The sequence below is a fragment of the Mesorhizobium sp. M1142 genome (assembly GCF_040318565.1).
Taxonomy (GTDB): domain Bacteria; phylum Pseudomonadota; class Alphaproteobacteria; order Rhizobiales; family Rhizobiaceae; genus Mesorhizobium.
In genome coordinates, this window is sequence record NZ_JAMYMK010000007.1 from 73,952 (window position 1) to 94,743 (window position 20,792).

The window sequence follows — 20,792 nt, forward strand, 5'->3', positions numbered from 1 at the left end:
GTCGTGCCTGGGGTCTTGCTGATTAAAAATGTGGCAGTGCTTTCCAGTTGCCATGATTTTGCCGCAACGCTGACATTTCACCTTTTATCTCAAACTGTTAGACGATCACGGCAAATTTCGAAGCGTCGTCATCTTTTGTTCGCGGAATGGGAACGGAAGAGGTAGACGAGCATTGTTTTGCGACGCGTCAACCGATACGAGTCAAAAAATGACGCACTGCACCATAAATAATTGGCGGAGTAGCTGAAGTGTCACTTCTGCAAATCTACTGGCGAGCCCTTGGTTATCTCGCTGCCGACAGGAAACGCGTTGCGTTTATCTGCGGGGCGAATGTCGCGCTTGCCATTATCGCCATTCTCGAGCCGATTATGTTCGGCCGGGTGATCGATGCCATTTCGGACCGCGGCTCGGTATTCGCGACACTGGCAATGTGGGCCGGCCTCGGCGCGTTCAATATCATCGCCTTCGTTCTGGTAGCGCGCGGCGCCGACCGCTTTGCCCACCAGCGGCGCAGCGAGGTTCTCTGCCAGTCGTTCGAGCGCGTGATCACCATGCCGCTTGCTTGGCATCATCAGCGTGGCACCTCCAATTCCCTGCACACGCTCCTGCGCGCGGTCGAGACCCTGTTCAGCCTCTGGCTCGAATTCATGCGGCAGCATCTGTCGACCGCGGTTGCGCTGGTTCTGCTGGTGCCCACCGCGCTCAGCATGGATATCCGCATGTCGATGGTGCTGCTGGCGCTTGGCGCGCTCTATGTCGGCATCGGACGGCTGGTGATGCGGCGCACCAAGGAAGGCCAGGCGGCCGTAGAGCGGCACTACCACAAGGTGTTTGCGCATGTGACGGACTCGGTCAGCAACGTCGCCGTCCTGCAGAGCTACAACCGCATCGGCCATGAGACCGAGGCGCTGAAGCGCTACGTCAAGAACCTGCTCGACGCACAGAATCCGGTGCTCGACTGGTGGGCGATGGCCAACGCGCTGCACCGCCTGTCGTCGACGATTTCGATGATGGTGGTGCTCTTGATTGGCGCCTATCTGGTGACGCACGGCCAGTTGCGGATCGGCGACGTCATCGCCTTTACCGGCTTTGCCACGCTGCTGATTGCCCGGCTCGACCAGATGTCGGCGTTCGCCAACCAGATTTCCGAGGCGCGCGCCAAGCTCGAGGAATTCTATCATCTCGAGGACTCTGCATCCGACGCCGCCGAACCCGATGGGCTGCGCGAGCTCGTCAACGTCACGGGGCACGTCCGTTTCGAGAATGTCTGCTTCGAGTTCGGCAACTCCGGGCAGGGCGTCGACGACGCGTCGTTCGAGGTCCAGGCCGGCCAGACTGTCGCTATCGTCGGCCCCACGGGCGCCGGCAAGACAACGCTCATCAATCTTCTGCAGCGCGTCTTTACCCCGTCCAGCGGCCGTATCCTGATCGACGGCATCGACACCCGCACGGTGACCCGCAAGTCGCTGCGCCATTCGATCGCCACCGTGTTCCAGGATGCCGGCCTGCTCAACCGCTCGATCGAGGACAACATCCGCGTCGGCCGTGCGGAGGCGACCTATGACGAGGTCCATGCCGCGGCCAATGCCGCCGCCGCGCAGGATTTCATCCTGTCGAAGAGCGAGGGCTACGACACGGTCGTCGGCGAACGCGGCGGACAGCTGTCCGGTGGCGAGCGCCAGCGCATCGCGATCGCCCGCGCCGTGCTGAAGGACGCGCCCATCCTGGTTCTCGACGAGGCGACCAGCGCGCTCGACGTCGAGACGGAAGATCGCGTCAAGGACGCCATCGACGAGTTGCGGCGCGGCCGCACCACCTTCATCATCGCTCACCGCCTGACCACCGTTCGCGATGCCGATCTGGTCGTGTTCATGGACAAGGGCCGGGTGGTCGAGATGGGCGGGTTCACCGAACTGTCGCTGCGCAACGGTCGCTTCGCCAGCCTGCTGCGCGCCGGCGGCCTGCTCAACGACGAGGAGGTTCGCCGCCTCAGCCGCCCGGTGAACGAAGCCGCCTGAGCAGCGCGGCCTGCCTTCTCCCCTTGCTTGCGGGAGAAGGTGGCCTCGCGAAGCGAGGTCGGATGAGGGGATGCTCCGGCTTGGCTCAAATCTCATCCAAAATCCAGACTTCGGCGCACGGCGATCATTGGCGCCTTACTCGTCCAGCACCTCTCGTCCGGCTCGACGCTACGTGCCGATCCGCCTTCTCACGCAAGGGGAGAAGAGACGACGTACCGCCGCTGTGGTTGCCGCAACTCCGCCGGCGGTCTATGTAAGGCCGCATGAGCGACACGACTTCACGCCCCTCCGGCTGGATGGATATTGCCAACCCGACGCGGTTCGTCGGGCTTGCCGACAAGGTTGTGCCGTGGCTGGCGAGCGTCGCCGCCGTCGTCCTCGCTGTCGGTCTCTATATGAGCTTCACGGCGCCTGAGGACTTCCAGCAGGGCATCACCGTTCGCATCATGTATATCCACGTGCCTTTCGCCTGGCTTGCCATGATGTGCTACACGCTGATGGCGGTCTCGGCACTGGGCACGCTGGTCTGGCGCCATCCGCTGGCCGACGTGGCGCTGAAATCGGCGGCACCCATCGGCGCCGTCTTCACCGCCCTTGCGCTGATCACCGGGTCGATCTGGGGCAAGCCGATGTGGGGCACCTGGTGGGTGTGGGACGCGCGGCTGACCTCGGTTTTCATCCTGTTCCTGATGTATCTCGGCATCATCGCGCTGACCCGCGCGCTAGACGATGCCGGGCGCGCCGCCTGGGCAGCGGCCATCATAACCCTGGTAGGCTTCATTAACATCCCGATCATCAAATTTTCGGTCGACTGGTGGAACACGTTGCATCAGCCGGCGTCGGTGTTCCGTCTTGGTGGGCCGACGATAGATCCAAGCCTGTTGTGGCCCTTGCTGGTGATGGCACTCGGCTTCACCGTGCTTTTCTTCGCGCTGCACCTGACGGCGATGCGCACCGAGATCCGGCGCCGCCGGGTCATTTCGATGCGCCGGGTTGCCGCGAGGCAGGCTGAACGGTAACCAACCGATAGTATCAAGCCATACGCCCGCGTGCTGCCACCGGCAGCGTCTTGATCACCTTGTCCCCTTCGATCAGATGCACCTCGTCGAACAGGTTGGTGACGACGCAGCAATGGTCGGGTACGACGCGCACGCGCTCGCCGATGCGAAGCTTGGCGCCGCCTGACAGCGTGACGTTGCCGTGCTCTTCGCTGAGGCTGGTCACCCTTGCGCCTGAAATGCCCAGCAGCTCGCCGAAATCGGCGAGCCCCAGCGTATCGCTGGAGAGCGCCTTGCTGCCGGCGTCGAGGATGGCGCGTGTCGGCGTTGGGTGGCTGACCACCGTCGACAGCACCGTCAGTGCGCAATCGTCGAGGCTGCCGACGCCTTTGGCGACCTGGTAGCGGTCGAGATAGATGTAGGTGCCGGGCCGGTATTCGGTAACGACGCTATGCTCGCCGGAACGCCACATATCGGGTGTGCCGCCGCTGGAGATGCGCTCGCAAGCAAGGCCGGCTGCGGCAAGTGCTTGCTGCGCATCGGCGAGCCACGCCTCGGTTTCGGCGGCGCGGCCCGCCCCCGGGTAGGTCATCAGGCCGCTGAAGACGAGCCCCCGGACCTTGTCGATCTCGCTCGCCAGCGCGACTGCCTCGCCGGCCGACTGCACACCGCAGCGGCCCATGCCGGTGTCGCATTCGACCAGCACCGGCAGGCGGTGGCCGGGATCGGTAAAGGTGGCGGCAAGTCCCATCAGCGTGTCCATACTGTCCGTTGTCACCGACAGGGTTACGCGGCCGTGCAGCGCCTTGAGGCGTTCCAGCTTGGCCCGCCCGAGGATATTGTAGGGCAGAAAGATGTCGGTCAGTCCGGCATCGGCCATGATTTCGGCCTCGCCGATCTTCTGGCAGGTGATGCCGATGGCCCCGGCCGCGACCTGCTTTTTCGCCCAGTAGGGCAGCTTGTGGGTCTTGATGTGCGGCCGGAGCTTCAGCCCGTGCCGGTCGGCATGGGCCTGCGCCCGGGCGATGTTGGCTTCTGCGCGGCGGGCGTCGATCAGGATCGCCGGCGTATCGAGGTCGTCTATGCTGCGCATGGAATGTCACCTTTGGGAATTTGTCGGGACTTATGGCCCTGATCGTCGCCGATGTCATGAGGCCAGAATGCGGTTTACGTCGACACCGGATCGGTGTTCGGTTATGCGCTGTAGGTGCCGCCTGAAGAAGGGATCATGATCATGAAACGCTCCGCCATCAACGACATCATCCGCGACGCCGACGCCTTCATCCGTTCGTTCGGCTACATCATGCCGCCCTTCGCCTACTGGTCGCCGGAAGAGATGAAGGCGCACCGGCAGGATTCGTCGGCCATCTTCTCGTCGCGGCTTGGCTGGGACATCACCGATTACGGCCAGGGCAAGTTCGACGAGCTCGGCCTGTTCCTGTTCACCGTACGCAACGGCCGCTACGAGGACATGAAGAAGGGCATGGGCATGCTCTATGCCGAAAAGATCATGATCTCGCGCAAGGATCAGCTGTCGCCGATGCACCGCCACAATATCAAGGCCGAGGACATCATCAACCGTGGCGGCGGCAAGCTGGTGCTGGAGCTGTTCATGCATGACCGCGATGGCGGCATCGATCCGAAGGCCGAAGTATCGGTGCCTGTCGACGGAACCATCTACAGACTGCCTGCGGGTGGATTGCTGAAGCTCGACCCAGGCCAGAGCGTGACGCTGCTGCCGGGCGTCTGGCACGCCTTCTGGGCCGAGGGCAAGGACGTGCTGATCGGCGAGGTCTCGACCGTCAATGACGATCTCACCGACAACGTTTTTCGCGAGCCGATCGGCCGCTTCGCGGACATCGACGAGGACACAGCACCGCTGCACCTCTTGGTGTCCGATTACGAGAAGTGGGTGGGCTAGGGCAGGAGGTGGCGCTGGTCGGAAATGCCGAAACCGATAGCTAGGAGTCCCAATTCAGCTGCTGCAAAAATGTCCGAAAACCGATTGTGCTGTCACTGAATTCGCTCGTGCTATGCAGTGAAAAAACGATATCCACCGTGGGCGGCGCTTCTATTCTCACTATTATTAAACGCACTCCGTCATCCAGGATCTCAACGCCCGTTTCTCGTTTCCAATTTCCGCCCACTTGCTGAAGTCTGGGGGAGGAATCGTCGAATTGCTCTCGCATCGATTCGTCGTTTGGAAAGGGAGTGTCGGTGAGGCTGCTGAATTCTTCCCAGGACCCAGAGACCGCCGCCTGAATTGCGCGATCTATCCTGGATTCCTCAATCGCGCTAATTTTGACCTGCATCTCGTCCCTCCTCCGGTCTAACGCTGATGCTTGTCGGCCCTGCGGTTGCCCAGCAGGAGCTTGCGTTCGAGATGCGCCCGCAACTCCCCATAATACGCCGTCAGGAATGCGCGTGCGTCATGGGCTTGTGGTGCCGCGCCGATCTTGCGTCCGATCGTTTCGGCCACCGTCCGCAGGGCGAAATAGTCGTCGCGGCGCAGCACCTCCTCCAGCTTGTGGAGTTCGGCAATCCCGTAGGCATCGAGCTGGGTGTGGCTGAACCGGAACGCGCCGGCCGCCGGATCCTGTCGTGCCGACAGGTCTTCAAGCAAGGCGCGCTTCGGCGCCTCGACCACCCAGGTCCCTGCCAACAGGTCGCCAATCCGCATGCGGTCTCGATTGAACAGCGGGAACAAGGCAAACAGCAGCGTCCACACCAGTCCGAACACCGTCGTCAGCGTGTCGGCGAGGTCGGTCCCGCTGCGTCCGGCGATGATCGACAGCGGCAGGAACACCTCGATCTCGCGCATCAGGTTGCGGGCAATGACCTGGTCGATCGACAGGCCGTCGCCACTGCGCGACGCGACCCGGATGCCGACGATCCGCTTGCCGGGCGTAGACGCGCGCCGGCCTGCTTCGAAGGCGATGAAGTAGGCGTTGCGCAGAAAGAAGATCAGGATGATCCAGACGACGAAGAGCGGCTGAAACCCCTCGCTGCCAAGGCCTCCCACTCCGAACAGCGCGACGATCGTGATCACGATTGCAGCCACGGCGATGAACACGACGTCGAGAAGGAAGGCGGAGGCCCGCGTGCCGGCGTCGGCGAGCCTAATCCGGAGATCGACGCCTTCGGGCGTGATCAGCGGCCGTACGGCCGCGAAGGCGGCGCGCCTACCGAGCGCCATGCCGCACCGCCCGGAACAGGTAGAAATAGCCGAGCCACAGCGCCAGCATGCCACCGCCAATGGCGTAGCGCGTGACGTCGCTGGTGATGGTCTGCCTGCCAATTCCCTCGAGCAGCCCGGCAAACAGCAGCATGACCGAGACCCCGACCATGGCGTTCGCGGCAATGCGTCCGGCACGAGCCGCTGCCGCCATGCGTGTCAATTCGCCGGGAAAGGCGATGCTGGTGCCGATGCGCATGCCGGCCGCGCCGGCCAAAGCGATCGCGAACAATTCGGTGGTGCCGTGGATGGCCAGCCAACCGCCGAGCTCCATGCCAAGTCCCTTGGACCAGTAGACTTGGAACAACGCCCCGATCATGCAGCCGTTGAACAGCATCAGCAGCACTGTCGGCACCGCGAAGGCGAAGCCAAGGGCGAAGGCCAGGATTGAGACCTGGACGTTGTGCGTGAACAGATAGGCGGCAAAGCCTGAGAGAAAGCCATTGTCGCCATCATAAAGCATGTTGCGCAGCAGTTCGGCCGACGTGTCGGGGCCGCGGCCTCCTGCCAGTCCGGGTGGGATGATCGCGTCGAACCAGCTCTTGTCGGATGCCACCAGCCAGGCGCCTGCACCAATGCCGATCACCATCAGCGCGACCGACGCCAATGTCTCGCGCCACAGGTCGCGAATGGCCTCGGGCCAGTCGTGCAGGAAGAAATCGGCGAGGCGCTGCCGCAGCCCGCGACGCGCGCCGTAGAGATAGAAATAACCGCGCAGCGACAGCGCTTCGAGATAGCCGACCAGCGCATTGTCGAGCGAGGTTGCGCGCGCCACTGACAGGGAAGACAACGCCGATCGATAGAGCAGGGGCAGCGACAGCAGCTCCTCTTCGGAAAGCGTCCGCGGCGCACGCTTCTCGACACGCGCCAGCAGCGCCTCGAATGCCTTCCAGTCGGCCTCGCGCTCGCGGCGGAAGCTGGCCAGCGACTGGCGTACCGCGTCGCCACGTGCAGCATTGTCGACGACTGGCGCCGTCACAGCAAGTCCTCCTGCTTGAACTGCAGATAGCGCTCGACCAGCGCGGGACCCAGCCGATTGTGGTCGGCTTCAATCACATGCGCCCCGAGCAGGCGCAGCCGGCCGATGACGACCTGCCTTTCGCGCAAAAGCCCTCCGGCGACGACCGCGCGGGCAACGTCCTCGCCGGAGCGTGGCGGCATATCGGCCAGGCCCTCCAGTTCGGTGTCCTTCATCAGCATGAACAGCACGAGATGCCGTTCGGTGAGCCGGCCCACGGTGCGCAGCATCAATTCCGCGCTGATCGGATCGACGAAATCGGTGAAGATGATGACGAGCGAGCGGCGGTCGAGCCGCGCCGCGAGCGTCGTCAGCGCCAGCGCGAAATTGGTCTCCTCGCTGGAATAGTCGATCTCCGCCGCTCGTTTCTGGATCATCGCAAAGTTGGCGGGGCCGCGTACCGCGCCGCTCGAAACGCGCGGCCTTGCATCGAAGCCGACCAGGCTGACCATATCGCCGCCCTTCAGCGCGATGAACGCCGACAGCAAGGCGGCCGTCACAGCCCGGTCCACCTTAGGCATACCGTCGACCGGCTCGCACATCAGGCGTCCGCTATCGATGGCCAGCACGATGTTGTTGTTCTCCTCGATGCGGAACTCGCGCGCCAACAGCTTGCCGTGGCGGGCGCTGCGCTTCCAGTCGATCATCCGCCGGCCCATGCCCGGCTGGTAATCCTTGAGCGCGTCGAACTCGCGGCCTTGACCGGCGCGGCGCTGCGCATGGCCTTCGGCAAGCGCCGCATGTTGCAGCAGCGTGATCGCCTCGCCGCGAGCGCTGCTGACGTCGGGCAGCACCGCAATCTTGCTTTCCACCGGCAGGACGACCTGGTTCCAGACCAGCCCAAACGGCCCGCGCCAGCGCACCCAGAGACGGTCGAAGCTGGCGACGCCGCGCCGCAGCGCCTGGAAGCGGAGGTTGAGCGACCCGCCTCTGGCGGTCGGCTGCAAGGCCCCGCCGCTGCCGCTCACCGGCGCCAGACGCGCATCGTGGCCGACGCGAGCCTCGGCGGCGCGCGGCCCCGAGTGACGAGCGGTGATTTGCACGCCGAATTCCCCACCGACACCGACCTGCTGCGGCGCATCGATGCTGGCATTCAGCGATGCCCGTCCGCGTCCCGCCGCGGCATCCACCGCCAGGAAGGCAAGCAGCAGGCAACTCCACAGCAATCCCAGATACCAGAAGGACGGCAATGCCAGCGCGACCAGGAAGGCCGGCACCGCGCCGGCAGCAGTTGCCCACACCGCTCGGCCGCTGGGATAGATCAACGTGGTGCTTCCGTCTGGTCGACCAGGTCGGAGACGATCTGCTCGACCAGGCGGCCGTCGATCTGGGCGGCAGGCGAAAGGATGACGCGATGGCGCAGTGCCGGCACCGCCAGCGCCTTGACGTCGTCGGGGATCACATAGGCGCGTCCGTCCAGCGCCGCCCGGGCACGCGCCGCCCGCGCCAGCATGGCGCCGGCGCGCGGGCTGGCTCCGACTTCCAGATCGGCATTTTCGCGCGTAGCCCGAACCAGCGCCGCTATGTAGCCGACAACATCGTCGACAAGGGTGACGGAGCCGACGACTTCAAGGGCCTCCTGCAGCGTCTCGCGGTCTGTCTGCGCCTTGATGCCGTATTGCGCGATCTCGTGCGAGGCGGAGCCGCCGCCGTGATGGACGATGATGGCCCGTTCTTCTTCGGGGCCGGGATAGCTGACGCGGTGCTTGAACAGGAAGCGGTCGAGCTGCGCCTCCGGCAGCGGATAGACACCCTGGTGCTCGATTGGATTCTGGGTCGCGACGACCATGAAGTTGCGGCCGAGCGAATGCGTGGTGCCGTCGAAGGTGACCGCATGTTCCTGCATCGCCTCGAGCAGTGCGGCCTGCGTCTTGGGCGGCGTGCGGTTGATTTCGTCGGCAAGCAGGAGATCGCAGAAGATCGGGCCGCGCGTCAGCGTGAACTGCCCGGTCTGGAAGTTGTAGATGTTCGACCCGACGATATCGCCGGGCATCAGGTCCGGCGTGAACTGGATCCGCCCGTAGGCGATCCCAAGCGCCTGGGCGAAGCAGCGTGCGGTCATGGTCTTGGCCGTGCCGGGAGGACCTTCGAGCAGGATATGCCCGCCCGCAAACAAGGCGGTCAGCATCAGGTCGACTGTATCGTGCTGCCCGGTAATCGCCTTGGCAACTTCTTCCCTGATCCGTGTCGCCAGGGCCTTCACATCATCGACGTTCACCGAGCCTCCTTGCCGTCCAGTCGTGCAGCCGCTCTGCTGCCTGTTGCATCTGCGTCAGGTTCTTCGCCTCGCCGGCGGCTTGCGAACGCGTCGCAAAGCCGCCAGCTTGCCCCTTATCGCGAGAGTCGAGCCAGCGGTCGAGCGCTTTGCCTTGCAGTCCGTGCGGTGCCCCGAGCAGCGCGCCGGCGCGCACCCGCATCAAGGCCGCATAGCGGCCTCCCAGCTCGTCCAGCCGGCCGGCACGCCGCATGAGCATCGCCGTGGTATCGACCAGCGCACGCTTGCCGAAGGCAATCGCACGCTGGTCGGCGCGCGCCGGGCCGAACCGGCCAAGGCCATGCAGGAACGCCAGGGCCGCCGCGATCAGGATCGTCAGTGTCAGGGCCAGGAACGGCGGCTCGACCAGAAGCTTGGCCAGATCATACTTCCGCCCCGCGCCGTGCAGCGTCAGATCGAACATCACCGGACCGTCGTCGGGCTGGAGCAAGGCAATCAGCCCGAGCGCGGCTGCTGCCTTTTCGGGATCCTTGAGGGCGGCGTTGTTGATTAGGTCGGGGTCAGTCAGGATATAGAACGGCTTGTCGTCTAGTTCGGTAAGCACGGCCTTGTCATTGCCGGCTGCGATGAGAGGGTACTTGTCGGCCACCCACTGCAATTCTTCGGGTGCGGCAACCATGTTGCCTTCGATGTCGAGTTGCTTTGCCGTGCTCTGGCCGGCACCGATCTTCGCATCGGCGATGCGGCCAAGCCATTCGTTCACCACCGAACCGGGCAATCGCCCGAATTTCATGTTCCAGCCTTCATGCCCCTGCAGCGGCAGGATCTGCCATTTGGGCAGCACGAAGAGCGTGTTCTGGTCCTGGCGAAGATTGAGGATGCGGTCGAGCGCCTCCTGGTCGCTGTCGGGCGAGATGGTGACGATCAGCAGTATATCTCTGGCAAGATCATCTTCGGTCCGCGCCATCAAGGGCGCTTCACCGGTGAGCCGCAGCCATTCCACCAGACCGGCGTAGCCGACGCCGCTCTTCGACAGCGGCGTGGCGCCGCCATTGCGGGGTTGCCGGAAATCGGGAGCATAGGTGGACAGCAGGAAGAAACCGGCCGCCGCAAGCAGGCTGGCGAAAATCCCCCAAAACAGTGTCTTTCGATTGAACGGCTCCTGCGCCTCGACCGCCGGTGCGCTCACGTCCAGGCATCCCGGAACGCGAAACGTTCATAAGCGCCGCGTGCTTGCCGCCAGCCTTCCGCGCCAACCGGCCGGCGCGCGAACAGCGCCGCCTCGACGATGCGGGCGATCTCGGTAAACGCATGGCGTGCCCTTCCCGGCAGGGAAGGGGCATTGGCGATGTCGCGCGCGGTGAGCGACGGGCGCAGGAAGTCCGGCAGCCGGCCGGCAATATCGGCGACGCTGCGCCGAAGCAAAAGGTGAACCGCCTCGTCATAGTCGCCGCGTGCGGCCAACGCATCCGCTTGCAACAACAGGATCTGCGCGGCGCCCGCGTCTGGGCGCCAGGCTTCTTCGTCTTCGACTTCGGGCCGCGCGCGCTGCCACGGCAGCCGCCAGGCGATGCCTTTCACCTCGAGGAAGACCAAAAGCAGGATGATTGCGACGCTCGATATCACCGCCCCCCAGAACAGATAGATCATGTAGGGACCGAGCCACGACAAAAAATCCTGCAGCGGTTTCAGCCACTCGGGCGGCTTCGGCGGCACATATGCCGGCAGGTCGAACTGGATCGACTCATCGGCGATCAGCTGCTTGTGCAGATTGGTCAGCCGTTCGGCTTCCGCTGTGCCTGGCTGTGCCAACGCCACCCGCTCCCCTGCAACCTGTGGTTCCCAGCCGACACTGACAATGCAGCACAAGAATTGCAAGTGGGCTGGACGGCGACCGTCAATCTTGGCAGAATTACTGTTAGGGCGCCGTGATACTGTTACGGCGAAACACGGGGGGAAATCATGGCTTCAACGACACTGGAACGGCCTGAGAAATTCGAGATCGGCAGGGTGTTCAATAACAGCTTCGCCGTGATCGGCCGCAACATCGGCTTGTGCGTTGGGCTCGCGCTCCTGTTTTCAGGCTTGCCGGCGATTATTCTTCGGCTGTGGAGCCAACCGCAAATAGATGCGGTTCTGCATGGCGACCCCGGCGCCGCGGCCGATCCCTCTATGGTGTTTCAGAATTCATGGATTACGGTTATTACGGGATTGCTATCGTTCGTTTTCGCGCTGCTGCTCCAGTCGGCGCTGGTGCGGGCGACGATCGAGGACTTGAACGGCAAGCGGCCGACGTTTGGCGACTGCATTCAGATAGCCATCCGCAATTTACTGCCGACCCTTGGTATTGGCCTGCTCGTCGGCCTGGGTGCGGGCCTGGCGTCGATAGCCTTGCTGGTTCCCGGCATCATCTTGTGGCTCGGATGGTGCGTGGCAGTGCCGGTTCTGATTCAGGAGCGGCTTGGCGTGTTCGGTTCGATGTCGCGCAGCCGTGTGCTGACCAAGGGCAACCGCTGGCCGCTATTTGGCCTGTTCTTGATCCTGATGGTCATCGCGATGGTCATCCAGTGGGTAATGCTGGCAGTCATCGTCATGTTTGGCGGGATCATTGCAGATGTGTTGGCAGCCTTGGTGTCGACCGTACTGTCGATGGTGCTGTCGGTGGCCACGGCGGTCAGCTATGTCGAGCTGCGTCAGGTCAAGGAAGGCACCAGCGTCGAAGAACTGTCGCAAATCTTCTCGTAGCGATCGTTCGCTCCGGCTTTTCACCGACGGCTCGGCTCTCGCGTTGCGCTCGAGCAGCCGAGCTTGTTCACAAAGCCTTGTCTGCGCCGGTAACGCTGTGGCCAGCCGCTTCGCCCATTCCTCGATGCCGGAGCGGCCCGCCAGCAGGTCCTGCCTGATCTCGATCAGGACGGCGGGAATGCCGCGATCGTCGCCATGGACCGGTATGGCGTAGTCGCCGTCGCGGCTGATCACGTAGGGGTCGTTTGCCGCGACATTGAGCGCACCGTCGATGTTCAGGCCGGCAAGCACTGCCTGGCCGAACTCGATTGCCTGGTCGTAAAGGACGCCGGCGTGCCAGGGCCTGCCAACACCGAGGAAGACCCGGGTGAAGGAATGAATCGTCGCGATCCGCGTCGCTCTGCCCTGCTTTGCCCGGTTGTCGAGATGGGCGGCCACGCGGTCATGAAACGGCGCGAACATGATTTCGGCACGCCGGCTTCGTTCCTCCGGATCGAGGCCGACATTGCCGGGGATGTCCGTGTCCTCCGATTGCACCGGAATGCTGCCGCTGGAATCAAGCGGCCGTCCTCGGTCAGGCTTTGGATGATGGTGTGGACCACCTCGACGCCGTTGGTCCGCGCCGCCGCCAGCAGGCGCTCCTGGTTGGGGATCGTTTGCGACGCCGTCTGCCGGTAGAAATAGTGGTCGGGACCGCGCTCCGGATGCGCCGGATCGGCCCCGGGTTCCAGCCAGACGCGCTGCATGTCGACCAGCAGCAGCGCGGTTTCGCCGGCCCGGAACGGCTCGTTTCGTTTTGGCAGTGATGGCGTCATGCTTGGGGGTCCTGTGTTGCTGACTACAATCCGGCTGATTTAGCTGATTTTGGTCCACGCGTCCTGCGTGGCGGACACACTTATTGGGAGTATTCGAAGTCGCTAATTTGAGTTAAACTTTGTGTTTGGGCGTGGAGACGGGGGTCTCTGTCATGATCGATTCAGACGTGTTCGACTTTGTCGAACGCTGCAGGAAGCACACAGCTACCGGGCCGCTGCTAGGCGACCTGCTCGAAACCGTGCGAAATCTCGGCTTCGAGCACCTGATCCTGAGCGGTGTGCCGCTCGGTGGCCAGAAGCTTGCACCGATGGTTGAACTGAATGGCTGGCCGGCCGGCTGGTTCGAGCGCTATGTCGAGGCCGAGCATGCGGCGGTTGATGGTGTTTGCATCTACTCGGCAAAGACTTTGAAGCCGTTCCTGTGGTCCGAAGTCCCGGCAAAGTGGTCGGATACGGAGGGCTCGCGACGCGTCGCCGGCGAGGCGACGGAGTTCGGCATCTGTAGCGGCTTCGCCGTACCGATGCTCAGCGTTCACCATTGGCAATCCGTGCTGTCGTTTGCCTCTTCCGCGAAGGCCTGCACCCTGTCGCCGCGCCATCAAGTGCAACTGGTTGACGATGGCGGTCTACGCGGGCATGTCGATCCAGGCCTTGGCCAATGACGATGACGACCATGAGGGCGTGCTGACCGACCGCGAAAAAGAAGTGCTCTTGTGGGCCGCGGCCGGCAAGACCTCGTCGGAAACCTCGCAGATCCTTGGCCTGACCGAGCGCACGGTCAAATGGCACTCGACACGGGCTCGCGAGGCTTTTGGCGTCGCAACGACCACGCAGGCGGTCGTCGAAGCGGTGCGCCGGCGCCTGATCCATCCCTAAGCGCGTCAACTGTCCCATCGGACAGGTGACGTATATTAGCGCGACTGCGAGTATCCCTTTGAGAACGATCGGGGGATCGCGCCATGATAACGGCCCACGTAGTCAATGCGCATAACAAGCATCTCTATGAAAACGAATTCGACGAGTTTCTGCGCCGCCGGCACGATTTCTTCGTGCACCAGAAACATTGGCGCCCTCCGAGCCCGGACGGTCGCGAGCTAGACCAATTCGATACCGACGCGGCGACTTACCTGCTGGGTATCGAAGATGGTCGCGTGGTGACTTCGGCTCGATTGATCCCAACGAGCGAGCCGCATATGGTCTCGGAGGTTTTTTCTCACATGTGCGAAAAATCGGGCGTCCCGAGGCGTCCCGATTGGGCCGAATGGACGCGCACATTCGTCGTTCCCGACAAGCGCATCGCAGGGCTGCGCGGCACGCTCACACAACTGTGCTGCGCGGTGATGGAATACGCTCTCGACGAGGGCCTCGGCGCCGTCGGCGGCATCCAGGAAACCTACTTCATGCCACACCATGGCGCGCTCAAATGGCGGGCCGAGCCGTTGGGCATGGCCAGGGAAGAAAACGGCGAGTGGTACATCGTCGCGTATATCGATGTGAACGAGGCGGCACTCGCGAGTGTGCGGAAGATCTTGGGGATTGGGCGTTCGTTGCTGGTTCGGCGTGGGAGGCAGGTGCCGTTTATCGATCACAAAAGAAGCCTGTGGCAGGCAGCTTCATGAGCAGGGTATTCTTGAGTTCCTCAAAAGGAGCATCAGCATGTTAAATCGCGCAACGTTTCTGAGTAGTGTTTTCCTTATGGTTACGCCTTATGCTCACGCGCAAAACCCGTCATATTGCAGCGTGGCCTTGACAGAAAAAGCCTACGATAAAATTTCGTCAAACATAAATTCCACGCTTGCGTTTTCTACAAGAGATGATTTGTGTAGCAGAGAATACAGCAATGTGGGAGAGGCGCAGTCTACAGCAAGAAATAGTGGTTTTAGCTTGGGATACAAGCTACTTTCAATTGATGCCTTGGACGCAAAACAGTCGTCAACTGGTCGTTGGAACATATCAGAGACTACGTTCTGCAAGTCTACAGCATCTGATCTAAAATCGGCATTTTCTGGGGACTATGAGTCAGTTGTAGCGAGCATTGCTGTTAAGTCTTGGCTCGAATGCGTGCGCCAGTCTTCTGAAAATGCGTTATATATTGAATACACTGTATCTAAGGATGGACAAGATTTTGCAGGAACGCTACGTGTGACAGCAAATACGGGTTCTTTGAATAGGCAAATTACCGGTATTTCGGTTGTCGGAAGAGCAAAAAATTCAGTTAAATGCAATATTGGTGGAATAGTTTATGAGCCTGGTGACCCTCCGTCGAACCCCATAAATGTTGAAACTGCCGGGACCGCTATAGCTTGCGAGAAAGCGGGCGACGAAGGTGTACGAATAGCGTTACAGACCTCTGGTGGCTCAACTCCCTTCATCACACTGCCAAGCGTCAGCGATCTGAAATTTAGTGAGTCGGAAAAACTGATGCAGGAAACGGTGAGAATCGGTGAAGCAGTAGTTAGAACTGAAATCCGAATTCAGTCACTAGAAGGATTTACAACAAGCTTGTCAAAGATACAGTTGTATAAGTGCCCGAAGGCGACAAATCATTATGCGCCTGGTGGTTGGGCGACATTTGGGTGTGTTGGTCAAATTAGTTCAGAGAATATTTGTACAAGCTACACTTATGTCAGCGGTAGAGGTCATGTTGCAGATGAAAAACCATGTGCTCCAATAACGTTGATGTCTCAGTAAAAATTTAGTGAGCGGTGCTATTGCAGTAAGCCTAGCCAAGCACTGCCTTTTTCGGATGGCTCTGAACCCTCCGTTGCAATCCCCTTCATCCGCATTCCGGTGACAGTGCACTATTTTCTTTCCGCTGCCTGCCTCGTTTTCCCGGTTTCACGGCTTTGCCGATTTGCCCGGCGATGCTCGGCCCACGGGTGCATCGAAAACGGCGACATCGGCGACGCGGCAATACTCGATGAGCAGTTCTTGTGGAACACATAGTCTTCGGACGTGAAAACACTTTGGCTCGCCCGGACGGTGCTGGGGGATGCGGCGGACCGGGAACGCGGGCAAGGTGCACCATGCGGCGGAGGCGACATGGTAAAAAGTGCACTCACCGTAATTCTGATCTATACTCCGGACACCAGCCCGAACGCCTACGGCAAGGCGGATGAAGCGCTTGATAGAGTTCTCTTTTTAGTCATGTGGCGATGTTAAGATGTTAGCCTCCGACCTAACGAAATTCATCGAGCAGGATCATCTGGCTCTGGATGCCTTCGTAAAGGGCGATCCTGAGCCCTTGAAAAACCTCTACTCGCGACAGGACGACGTCATTATTGCCAATCCCTTTGGCCCGCCGGCGAAGGGATGGAGAAAGGCCGCTGAGACCATGGAACGGGCCGCCACCAATTACCGGCACGGCAAGGCCATCGGATTTGAGCGCATCTCGGAGTATGCGACAGCCGACTTAGGATACATCATCGAGGTCGAGCGGTTCCAATCCAAGGTCGGTGGTGGCAACAAACTGGTGCCGATTGCGCTTCGAGTCACCACCATATTCCGGCGCGAGGAAGGCGCGTGGAGGATCGTCCTTCGTCATGCCGATCCGATAACCTCGGCACGCCCGCCGACGTCCATTGTCGGGGAGTAGAAGGGTTGCCGGAGAGGTTTTAGGAATTACGGTGACAGTCCGCTATTTTCTTTTCGCCGCGCGCCTCGTTCCGGGTTCTCACGGCTTTGCCGATTTGCCCGGCGATGCTCTCGGCCCACGGGTGCATCGAAAACCGCGACATCGGCGACGCGGCAATATTCGATGAGCAGTTCTTGTGGAACACATAGTCTTCGGACGTGAAAACACTTTGGTTCGCCGGTACGGTGCTGGGGGTGCGGCAGACCGGAAACGCCGGCAAGGTGCACCATGCGGCGGCGGCGGCATGGTAAAAAGTGCACTCACCGTAATTCTGATCTATACTCCGGATACCAGCGCGAACGCCTACGGCAAGGCGAAGGGCGGATGAAGCGCGTGATAGAGTTCTCTTTTCAGTCATGTGGCGATGTTAAGATGTTAGCCTCCGACCTGACGAAATTTATCGAGCAGGATCATCTGGCTCTGGATGCCTTCGTAAAGGGCGATCCTGAGCCCTTGAAAAATCTCTACTCGCGACAGGACGACGTCACTATTGCCAATCCCTTTGGCCCGCCGGCGAAGGGATGGAGAAAGGCCGCTGAGACCATGGAACGGGCCGCCACCAATTACCGGCACGGCAAGGCCATCGGCTTTGAGCGCATCTCGGAGTATGCGACTGCCGACTTGGGATACATCATCGAGGTCGAGCGGTTCCAATCCAAGGTCGGTGGTGGCAACAAACTGGTGCCGATTGCGCTTCGAGTCACCACCATATTCCGGCGCGAGGAAGGCGCGTGGAGGATCGTCCTTCGTCATGCCGATCCGATAACCTCGGCACGCCCGCCGACGTCCATTGTCGGGGAGTAGAAGGGTTGGCGGAGAGGTTTTAGGAATTACGGTGGCGGTGCACTAATTTCTTTTCGCCGCGTGCCTCGTTTTCCGGTCTCTCACGGCTTTGCCGATTTGCTCGGCGATGCTCTCGGCCCACGGGTGCATCGAAAACCGCGACATCGGCGACGCGGCAATGCTCGATGAGCAGTTCTTGTGGAACACCTCGGACGTGAAAACACTTTGGCTCGCCCGTACGGTGCCGGGGGATGCGACAGACCGGGAACGCGGGCAAGGTGCACCAGCAACTTTTGGCTGTGGTAGGTAAGGAGACAGGCGGCTAGACTTCGATCCAGTCCTCACCTGTGGCCGCAATACCCCAAGGATATATCAAATCGAACGCGGTTAGCGCTCTCGCCAAGCTGGCGCCAGGTGCCAAAAAATCCACGTAGGACCAACCTATTCCGGGACCGCTGCGCCAAACTCTCAGAGTGCCACCTTGCCAACGACCGGCGTACGCATGTTCACCCACGGTCACAATGTTATCCAATGCATCGTTCGCAGGCACCATCGAACCACCGCCAGATGCCCCAAATCGGAATGCCGACTGCTGACCATCAACGGTCATGCAATCGTGGCTAGCCTTGAAATCGAATAGGCGCGTGCTATCTGCCGCGCCCTTCAATTCAGCGTTCGCCTGCGGGGGATGCCAGAGAGTTACATGTAATCCCTCGCTGACCAGGGACTTGATGAGAGGAACAAAATCGGAATCGGCCGCAAACAGTGTTGCCTTCGATATGTTGCCTCGGAAAGCGTGGGTCATCATATCAACTGCTAGTCTAACATCGACGCCTTTTTGTCGCTTATCAGCCCCTACGATTTGCCCAAGTGCAAGGTGGACACGATCCAGCGCCTGAATTTTCGCAAGGCGATCGTAGTCTGGCTGCACACGAGCTTCATACGCGCCCTGGGCTTCTCCATGCGCCTTGCCCGGAACAGCATCGTAAAAGAAGATCTTGTCGTATGCCCCACTTGCCATCGCTGGGACATACGGTTGATAGGCGATCGCATCCCCAAATAAATCCTGACAAATCTTCCTGACGCTTGCTCGCAGGCAACCACCGTCGACAAAAAGGTATTCTCGCTCCTTGGTGCATGGCCCCCTCCAAAGATCATCGCACCTTCATCCCCTATGAGTTGCCAAATTCGACCTATCGCGCACGTGGTAGGAGTGCCGCCTTCTGTCCGCAATAGGTCGTGGGCTGAAATTCAAACTGAGGCACCCCGATCCGGTAGTGTCTCAGTTGGATTTTTGAGAAGGCGGGCTAAACCACAAGCGCAAACATGTGAATGCGCAGGCCCCCGCAATCGCGCCAGCGTTACTGCCCGCATGCTCCTTGGTGAGCGCGAATCCGATGAGCGAACCAATGATCGATAGTGAAACGATGCCCATGACCCAGATTATCAAAACACGCATCTCGCCCTCTTCCCTTGTCTATTTGGCTATCATCAACCGACAAGCAAGCTCGCGCTCATGCCACCGCGTGGCGAACGTGTCCGACACTTCGAACCAACTTCCATCGTTGCCCGCGCCATGGTTGACCCCCATGCATGAGCATTCGCACTCATGGCCGGTAGCATTCATGCAGGCCGGCGCGCATTTTTCTTGTTCGCGGTAGGGCTGGATCGCGTAGAGGCTTTTGTAGCGCACGAGTGCTTGATTAACGAAGTTGTTGAACCATGACTTTGGCAATTCCCAATACGATCCGCCGTGCATCCACACGGCGTAAGACTTCCCAAGGCTGTTGATCCACTTCCGGTTGTCACCGGCCTTTGGCAACCTTACCCTCAGTTTTTCGTGCCAGCCATCCCTACGCAAGATGACTGGAATTGCCTGCTGGTTCCAAATTTCATCTAGTCTTCCGGCATTCATTGTAGTCGCCTCCCTGCCTTCGCTAATTTGGTTCAAGCAGCGCTAAGGTGCAATGCAGGCGTGCATCAAAACCATGCATCCAGCATCGCGCGAGGGAAGAGTAGCTAATGATCCGGTTATGCGCCGGAAAACTGGTCCGGTTGCGATTTCCGAACTTCTGCTAAGCAGCTATTTTTATTTAATAAAAGAAGACTGGCTGGGGAACCTGGATTCGAACCAGGACTAACGGAGTCAGAGTCCGTGGGTCTACCGTTAACCTATTCCCCAGCAGGCGCGGCTGTTGAAAACCGCGCGGCAGGGCGACGATGTCGCCGCGCGGCCCTTGTAGCCGCCGCCGGAAAAGAGTCAACCCTGTGTCTGGGTTCAATCGTCGTCTTCCCGCGCCTTCAATTCTCGCTGCGGCTGTATTGCGAGTGCTCGAAATACAGCACCACGCCGAGCGCGATCAGCAGCGGGATGATCAGGTAGAACAGCCGGAACACCAGGAGCGCCGCCAGTACGCCGACCTGGTCCATATGTGACAAGCCCGCAAGGAACACCACCTCGAACACGCCGAGCCCGCCCGGCGCATGCGAGATCTGCGCGATCGAGAACGACACCAGGAAGACGCCGAGCACGACGAAATAGCCGGGATTGCCGGTGGCGGGCAGGGCGAAGAAGATGATCGCCGCCGCCGCCAGCAGCTCGATCGGGCCGACCAGCAATTGCCGCGCCACAATCGGCAGCGCCGGGTAGTGCAACTGGAAGCTGCCGATCCTGAGTGGTCTCAGATGCAGCCAGCTGCCGAAGACATAGGCCGCCACCACCAGCAGCATGGCAAGGCCGGCCGCCTGCGCCAGCCGGTGATGCGGCGTGCCGGAAAACCGGTCGATCACCTCAGGCTCGAGCAGCAGGACGATGCTTGAGACGAACAGTGTCGACAGCACGAAGGTGATCCAGCAGATCGCCACCAGAACGCCGACATCCTGGCCGGTCAGGCCCTTGGTGCCGTAGGCGCGGTAACGGATCACCGCGCCGGAAAACACCGATCCGCCGATATTGTGCGACAGCGCGTAGGTGGTGAACGAGCAGAAGGTGACGAAGAGCCACGACACTTTTTTGCCGATGTGCAGAAGCGCGATGTGGTCGTAGCCGGCGAGCGAGGCATAGGCGACGACCGAGCTCAGCGCCGCGAGCACCCAGCCGCGCGCCGGGATGGCGACGATGCCGTCCCAGACATCGTCGAGCGAGATGCCGCGCAATTCGTGCAGCAACAGCCACAGCGAGAACACCACCGCGGCGATCCCGATGACGGGCCAGAAATAGCGGCTCCAGTTCATTACCTGACGATCATGCGTTGCAGCCCGTACCCGTTTTCCGGTTCGCAGCAGGAAAACCGCCGGCGGTCCCGAATGGTTCATTTCAGAAATGCCTCAT

At 61.0% G+C, this 20,792-nt stretch carries 19 protein-coding genes, 1 tRNA gene and 3 pseudogenes; 9 read left to right on the forward strand and 14 right to left on the reverse strand.

Going from position 1 to position 20,792, the window contains the following annotated elements; genetic code table 11:
* Positions 1 to 248 precede the first annotated feature (248 nt).
* Together NKH42_RS13700 and NKH42_RS13705 are read left to right on the forward strand one after the other, a co-directional pair.
* Positions 249 to 2,018 (forward strand): glucan ABC transporter ATP-binding protein/ permease, encoded by a 1,770-nt coding sequence (locus NKH42_RS13700; RefSeq protein WP_254817502.1) that lies wholly within the window; start codon positions 249 to 251, stop codon positions 2,016 to 2,018.
* Between the two features lie 263 nt (positions 2,019 to 2,281).
* Entirely contained in the window at positions 2,282 to 3,037 is a 756-nt protein-coding gene (locus tag NKH42_RS13705; RefSeq protein WP_254817503.1) for a heme ABC transporter permease, read from the forward strand.
* 13 nt (positions 3,038 to 3,050) lie between these two features.
* Here NKH42_RS13705 and NKH42_RS13710 read toward each other — a convergent pair whose 3' ends face one another.
* Positions 3,051 to 4,109 carry a D-TA family PLP-dependent enzyme gene (locus NKH42_RS13710; RefSeq protein WP_352506556.1) on the reverse strand — a complete coding sequence of 353 codons (1,059 nt, stop codon included), beginning with the start codon at positions 4,107 to 4,109 and terminating at the stop codon, positions 3,051 to 3,053.
* A gap of 141 nt (positions 4,110 to 4,250) precedes the next feature.
* On the opposite strand from NKH42_RS13710, the gene NKH42_RS13715 reads away from it, so the two are divergent.
* On the forward strand, positions 4,251 to 4,937 hold the full coding sequence (locus tag NKH42_RS13715; protein WP_352506555.1) for a D-lyxose/D-mannose family sugar isomerase: 687 nt from the start codon (positions 4,251 to 4,253) through the stop codon (positions 4,935 to 4,937).
* Between the two features lie 40 nt (positions 4,938 to 4,977).
* Here the strand turns inward: NKH42_RS13715 and NKH42_RS13720 are convergent, their stop codons facing one another.
* Genes NKH42_RS13720 through NKH42_RS13750 form a run of 7 tightly spaced genes read right to left on the reverse strand, consistent with a single transcriptional unit; the run spans position 4,978 to position 11,302 of the window.
* Positions 4,978 to 5,328: a hypothetical protein gene (locus tag NKH42_RS13720; protein WP_352506554.1), complete on the reverse strand. Its 351-nt coding sequence runs from the start codon at positions 5,326 to 5,328 to the stop codon at positions 4,978 to 4,980.
* 17 nt (positions 5,329 to 5,345) lie between these two features.
* Positions 5,346 to 6,212, reverse strand: a complete 867-nt coding sequence (locus tag NKH42_RS13725; RefSeq protein ID WP_352506553.1) for an RDD family protein — start codon at positions 6,210 to 6,212, stop codon at positions 5,346 to 5,348.
* Complete coding sequence (locus NKH42_RS13730; RefSeq protein WP_352506552.1) at positions 6,199 to 7,230, reverse strand: stage II sporulation protein M; 1,032 nt, start codon at positions 7,228 to 7,230, stop codon at positions 6,199 to 6,201. The genes NKH42_RS13725 and NKH42_RS13730 overlap by 14 nt, the downstream gene beginning before the upstream one ends.
* Positions 7,227 to 8,534: a DUF58 domain-containing protein gene (locus NKH42_RS13735; RefSeq protein WP_352974203.1), complete on the reverse strand. Its 1,308-nt coding sequence runs from the start codon at positions 8,532 to 8,534 to the stop codon at positions 7,227 to 7,229. Before NKH42_RS13735 ends, NKH42_RS13730 begins: the two co-directional genes overlap by 4 nt.
* Positions 8,531 to 9,487 (reverse strand): AAA family ATPase, encoded by a 957-nt coding sequence (locus NKH42_RS13740; RefSeq protein WP_352506550.1) that lies wholly within the window; start codon positions 9,485 to 9,487, stop codon positions 8,531 to 8,533. Before NKH42_RS13740 ends, NKH42_RS13735 begins: the two co-directional genes overlap by 4 nt.
* Positions 9,474 to 10,673: a DUF4350 domain-containing protein gene (locus NKH42_RS13745; protein ID WP_352506549.1), complete on the reverse strand. Its 1,200-nt coding sequence runs from the start codon at positions 10,671 to 10,673 to the stop codon at positions 9,474 to 9,476. The genes NKH42_RS13740 and NKH42_RS13745 overlap by 14 nt, the downstream gene beginning before the upstream one ends.
* Entirely contained in the window at positions 10,670 to 11,302 is a 633-nt protein-coding gene (locus NKH42_RS13750; protein ID WP_352506548.1) for a DUF4129 domain-containing protein, read from the reverse strand. The genes NKH42_RS13745 and NKH42_RS13750 overlap by 4 nt, the downstream gene beginning before the upstream one ends.
* 192 nt (positions 11,303 to 11,494) lie before the next feature.
* Here NKH42_RS13750 and NKH42_RS13755 point away from each other — a divergent pair, with 192 nt between their 5' ends.
* On the forward strand, positions 11,495 to 12,229 hold the full coding sequence (locus tag NKH42_RS13755; protein ID WP_352506547.1) for a hypothetical protein: 735 nt from the start codon (positions 11,495 to 11,497) through the stop codon (positions 12,227 to 12,229).
* Between the two features lie 201 nt (positions 12,230 to 12,430).
* Here the strand turns inward: NKH42_RS13755 and NKH42_RS13760 are convergent.
* Together NKH42_RS13760 and NKH42_RS13765 are read right to left on the reverse strand one after the other, a co-directional pair.
* Positions 12,431 to 12,766: pseudogene (locus NKH42_RS13760) on the reverse strand (N-formylglutamate amidohydrolase); the annotation flags it as partial.
* 23 nt (positions 12,767 to 12,789) lie between these two features.
* Positions 12,790 to 13,044: pseudogene (locus NKH42_RS13765) on the reverse strand (isochorismatase family protein); the annotation flags it as partial.
* A 152-nt stretch (positions 13,045 to 13,196) separates the two neighbouring features.
* Here NKH42_RS13765 and NKH42_RS13770 point away from each other — a divergent pair.
* The 5 genes and pseudogenes from NKH42_RS13770 (at position 13,197) to NKH42_RS13795 (ending at position 17,482) form a co-directional block, all read left to right on the forward strand.
* A pseudogene (locus NKH42_RS13770) lies at positions 13,197 to 13,920 on the forward strand (LuxR family transcriptional regulator).
* An 83-nt stretch (positions 13,921 to 14,003) separates the two neighbouring features.
* Positions 14,004 to 14,663 (forward strand): acyl-homoserine-lactone synthase, encoded by a 660-nt coding sequence (locus NKH42_RS13780; RefSeq protein WP_352689416.1) that lies wholly within the window; start codon positions 14,004 to 14,006, stop codon positions 14,661 to 14,663.
* 37 nt (positions 14,664 to 14,700) lie between these two features.
* A complete protein-coding gene (locus NKH42_RS13785; RefSeq protein ID WP_352751643.1) occupies positions 14,701 to 15,735 on the forward strand; it encodes a hypothetical protein in 1,035 nt (344 codons plus the stop codon).
* A 472-nt stretch (positions 15,736 to 16,207) separates the two neighbouring features.
* Entirely contained in the window at positions 16,208 to 16,639 is a 432-nt protein-coding gene (locus NKH42_RS13790) for a YybH family protein (RefSeq protein WP_023674442.1), read from the forward strand.
* A gap of 363 nt (positions 16,640 to 17,002) precedes the next feature.
* Positions 17,003 to 17,482 (forward strand): YybH family protein, encoded by a 480-nt coding sequence (locus NKH42_RS13795; protein WP_352506543.1) that lies wholly within the window; start codon positions 17,003 to 17,005, stop codon positions 17,480 to 17,482.
* A gap of 301 nt (positions 17,483 to 17,783) precedes the next feature.
* On the opposite strand, the gene NKH42_RS13800 is transcribed toward NKH42_RS13795, so the two are convergent.
* From NKH42_RS13800 to NKH42_RS13815, 4 genes are all read right to left on the reverse strand, one after another.
* Positions 17,784 to 18,482: an NYN domain-containing protein gene (locus tag NKH42_RS13800; protein WP_352506542.1), complete on the reverse strand. Its 699-nt coding sequence runs from the start codon at positions 18,480 to 18,482 to the stop codon at positions 17,784 to 17,786.
* A gap of 456 nt (positions 18,483 to 18,938) precedes the next feature.
* Positions 18,939 to 19,376 carry a hypothetical protein gene (locus NKH42_RS13805; RefSeq protein WP_352751638.1) on the reverse strand — a complete coding sequence of 146 codons (438 nt, stop codon included), beginning with the start codon at positions 19,374 to 19,376 and terminating at the stop codon, positions 18,939 to 18,941.
* A 193-nt stretch (positions 19,377 to 19,569) separates the two neighbouring features.
* Positions 19,570 to 19,643, reverse strand: a tRNA-Gln gene (locus NKH42_RS13810).
* A gap of 119 nt (positions 19,644 to 19,762) precedes the next feature.
* Positions 19,763 to 20,695, reverse strand: a complete 933-nt coding sequence (locus NKH42_RS13815) for a lysylphosphatidylglycerol synthase domain-containing protein (protein WP_352506572.1) — start codon at positions 20,693 to 20,695, stop codon at positions 19,763 to 19,765.
* Positions 20,696 to 20,792: the final 97 nt, after the last annotated feature.

Coding starts and splice junctions, on each gene's coding strand:
- NKH42_RS13710 (WP_352506556.1), bottom strand. CDS start 4,109: ATGCGCAGCATAGACGACCTCGATACGCCGGCGATCCTGATCGACGCC.
- NKH42_RS13720 (WP_352506554.1), bottom strand. CDS start 5,328: ATGCAGGTCAAAATTAGCGCGATTGAGGAATCCAGGATAGATCGCGCA.
- NKH42_RS13780 (WP_352689416.1), top strand. CDS start 14,004: ATGATAACGGCCCACGTAGTCAATGCGCATAACAAGCATCTCTATGAA.
- NKH42_RS13705 (WP_254817503.1), top strand. CDS start 2,282: ATGAGCGACACGACTTCACGCCCCTCCGGCTGGATGGATATTGCCAAC.
- NKH42_RS13785 (WP_352751643.1), top strand. CDS start 14,701: ATGTTAAATCGCGCAACGTTTCTGAGTAGTGTTTTCCTTATGGTTACG.
- NKH42_RS13800 (WP_352506542.1), bottom strand. CDS start 18,482: ATGGCAAGTGGGGCATACGACAAGATCTTCTTTTACGATGCTGTTCCG.
- NKH42_RS13815 (WP_352506572.1), bottom strand. CDS start 20,695: ATGAACTGGAGCCGCTATTTCTGGCCCGTCATCGGGATCGCCGCGGTG.
- NKH42_RS13790 (WP_023674442.1), top strand. CDS start 16,208: ATGTTAGCCTCCGACCTAACGAAATTCATCGAGCAGGATCATCTGGCT.
- NKH42_RS13725 (WP_352506553.1), bottom strand. CDS start 6,212: ATGGCGCTCGGTAGGCGCGCCGCCTTCGCGGCCGTACGGCCGCTGATC.
- NKH42_RS13805 (WP_352751638.1), bottom strand. CDS start 19,376: ATGAATGCCGGAAGACTAGATGAAATTTGGAACCAGCAGGCAATTCCA.
- NKH42_RS13715 (WP_352506555.1), top strand. CDS start 4,251: ATGAAACGCTCCGCCATCAACGACATCATCCGCGACGCCGACGCCTTC.
- NKH42_RS13795 (WP_352506543.1), top strand. CDS start 17,003: ATGAAGCGCGTGATAGAGTTCTCTTTTCAGTCATGTGGCGATGTTAAG.